This is a genomic window from Microbacterium sp. (assembly GCF_041909575.1).
Lineage (GTDB): Bacteria > Actinomycetota > Actinomycetes > Actinomycetales > Microbacteriaceae > Microbacterium.
The window spans coordinates 1-1,546 of record NZ_JAYRDE010000207.1 but is presented as its reverse complement, the minus strand read 5'-3'; the positions used below and the strand labels follow the sequence as shown (position 1 = coordinate 1,546).

Genomic DNA, 1,546 nt, shown 5'->3' with positions numbered 1-1,546 from the left:
CAGCAGCAGGAAGTTGTAGTAGCCGTTGGACGGCGGCACCGGCGGGTCGTTGTTCGTGAAGATGGATGCCAGTGCCTCGCGCGCCGGGGCGATGAGCTGCTGCGCGGCGTACGTCACTCCGCCGCCCCCGATCACGAGCCCGACGATCGCGAGAATCGCCACGAGCGGACGCGCGTTCGGCTTGAGCTTCACGAGCCGGACGAGCCGCAGCGTGTCGATCGTCAGCACGACCCACAGGATCGCGTACGCGAGCAGCACGATCTGCACGAGCAACAGGAAGAACCCGTTGGTCATGAGCGACGTGAGAAAGCCCGGCGACACGAGCGTCACGCCGACGCCGGCGATGACGAGCAGCCACATGACGAGCGTGGCGGTGAGCCCCACCCGGGCAAGTCGGCGGCTGCCCGCGAGCGACTGCGCCGAACCCGGCAGCAGGAAGTTCAGGACGACGAGCCACCAGGCCCTCCGCGTCATGACCCGCGGGGAGCGGGTATCGGGCCGCCGGATCGGCTGATCCCCCAGGATGACACCGTCACCCCGCTGACCCGCGTGCGACGACGATCCGCGCGGTGCACCCCCGGCACCGCCCGGCGTGCCCCGCCGCGGTGGCGCGGACACGCTCACAGCGACTCCTTCAGACGTCGGTTCTTCTCTTCGACCTGGGCTTCGAGATCGCGCGCGTACTGCTCGACGCGGTCGGCCAGATCCGCGTCGGAGGCGCCGAGGATCCGCGCAGCGAGAAGGCCCGCGTTCTTCGCCCCGTTGATCGAGACCGTCGCCACGGGAATGCCGGCGGGCATCTGCACGATGCTGAGCAGCGAGTCCATGCCGTCGAGAGTCGCCAGCTGCACAGGCACACCGATGACCGGCAGCGCGGTGACGGATGCCAGCATGCCGGGCAGGTGCGCCGCACCCCCGGCCCCCGCGATGATCGCGCGGAGCCCGCGCGCACGAGCCGTGCGCCCGTACGAGAGCAGCTTGTCAGGCGTGCGATGAGCCGAGACGACCTCGACCTCGTGGGCGATACCGAAATCGGTCAGCGCCTGCGACGCGTCGCTCATGACGCGCCAGTCCGAGTCCGAGCCCATGACGACACCGATGAGCGGGGACGCAGAGGAATGCAGCGGCGAGGTCACCCGACAAGGCTAGGGCGACACCCTGGGGAAACCCCGCAACGGCGCGCAGGCTCAGTCGGCGAAGAAGGCCGCCGCGGCGCGGGCGTCGTACACCACGGCATCCAGGTCGTCGCCAGTGGCGTTGACGTGCCCCACCTTGCGGCCGGGACGCGGCGCCTTGCCGTAGGTGTGCACCTTGACCTCGGGGTGCGCGGCCAGCGCCGCGGGAAAGCGGCTCTCCAGCGAGTCGGATTCCGGACCGCCGAGGATGTTGACCATGACGGTCCAGGGCTGCCGCGGCGACGGGTCGCCGAGCGGCAGATCGAGCACGGCACGCACGTGCTGCTCGAACTGCCCCGTGACGGCGCCGTCCTGCCCCCAGTGCCCACTGTTGTGCGGGCGCATCGCGAGCTCGTTGACGAGCAGCCGCT

The 1,546-nt window shown here is 70.3% G+C and carries 2 protein-coding genes and 1 pseudogene; all 3 read right to left on the bottom strand.

What is annotated here, in order from left to right:
- Nucleotides 1-474 (bottom strand): annotated as a pseudogene (locus ACE3O1_RS15665) (transcriptional regulator); the annotation flags it as partial.
- 146 nt (nt 475-620) lie between these two features.
- Nucleotides 621-1,088, bottom strand: coding sequence for a 5-(carboxyamino)imidazole ribonucleotide mutase (gene purE, locus ACE3O1_RS15660; RefSeq protein ID WP_336626088.1), 468 nt, complete (start codon nt 1,086-1,088; stop codon nt 621-623).
- Between the two features lie 99 nt (nt 1,089-1,187).
- Nucleotides 1,188-1,546: ATP-grasp domain-containing protein (locus ACE3O1_RS15655; protein WP_374316639.1), on the bottom strand; the 359-nt coding region annotated here is incomplete at its 5' end.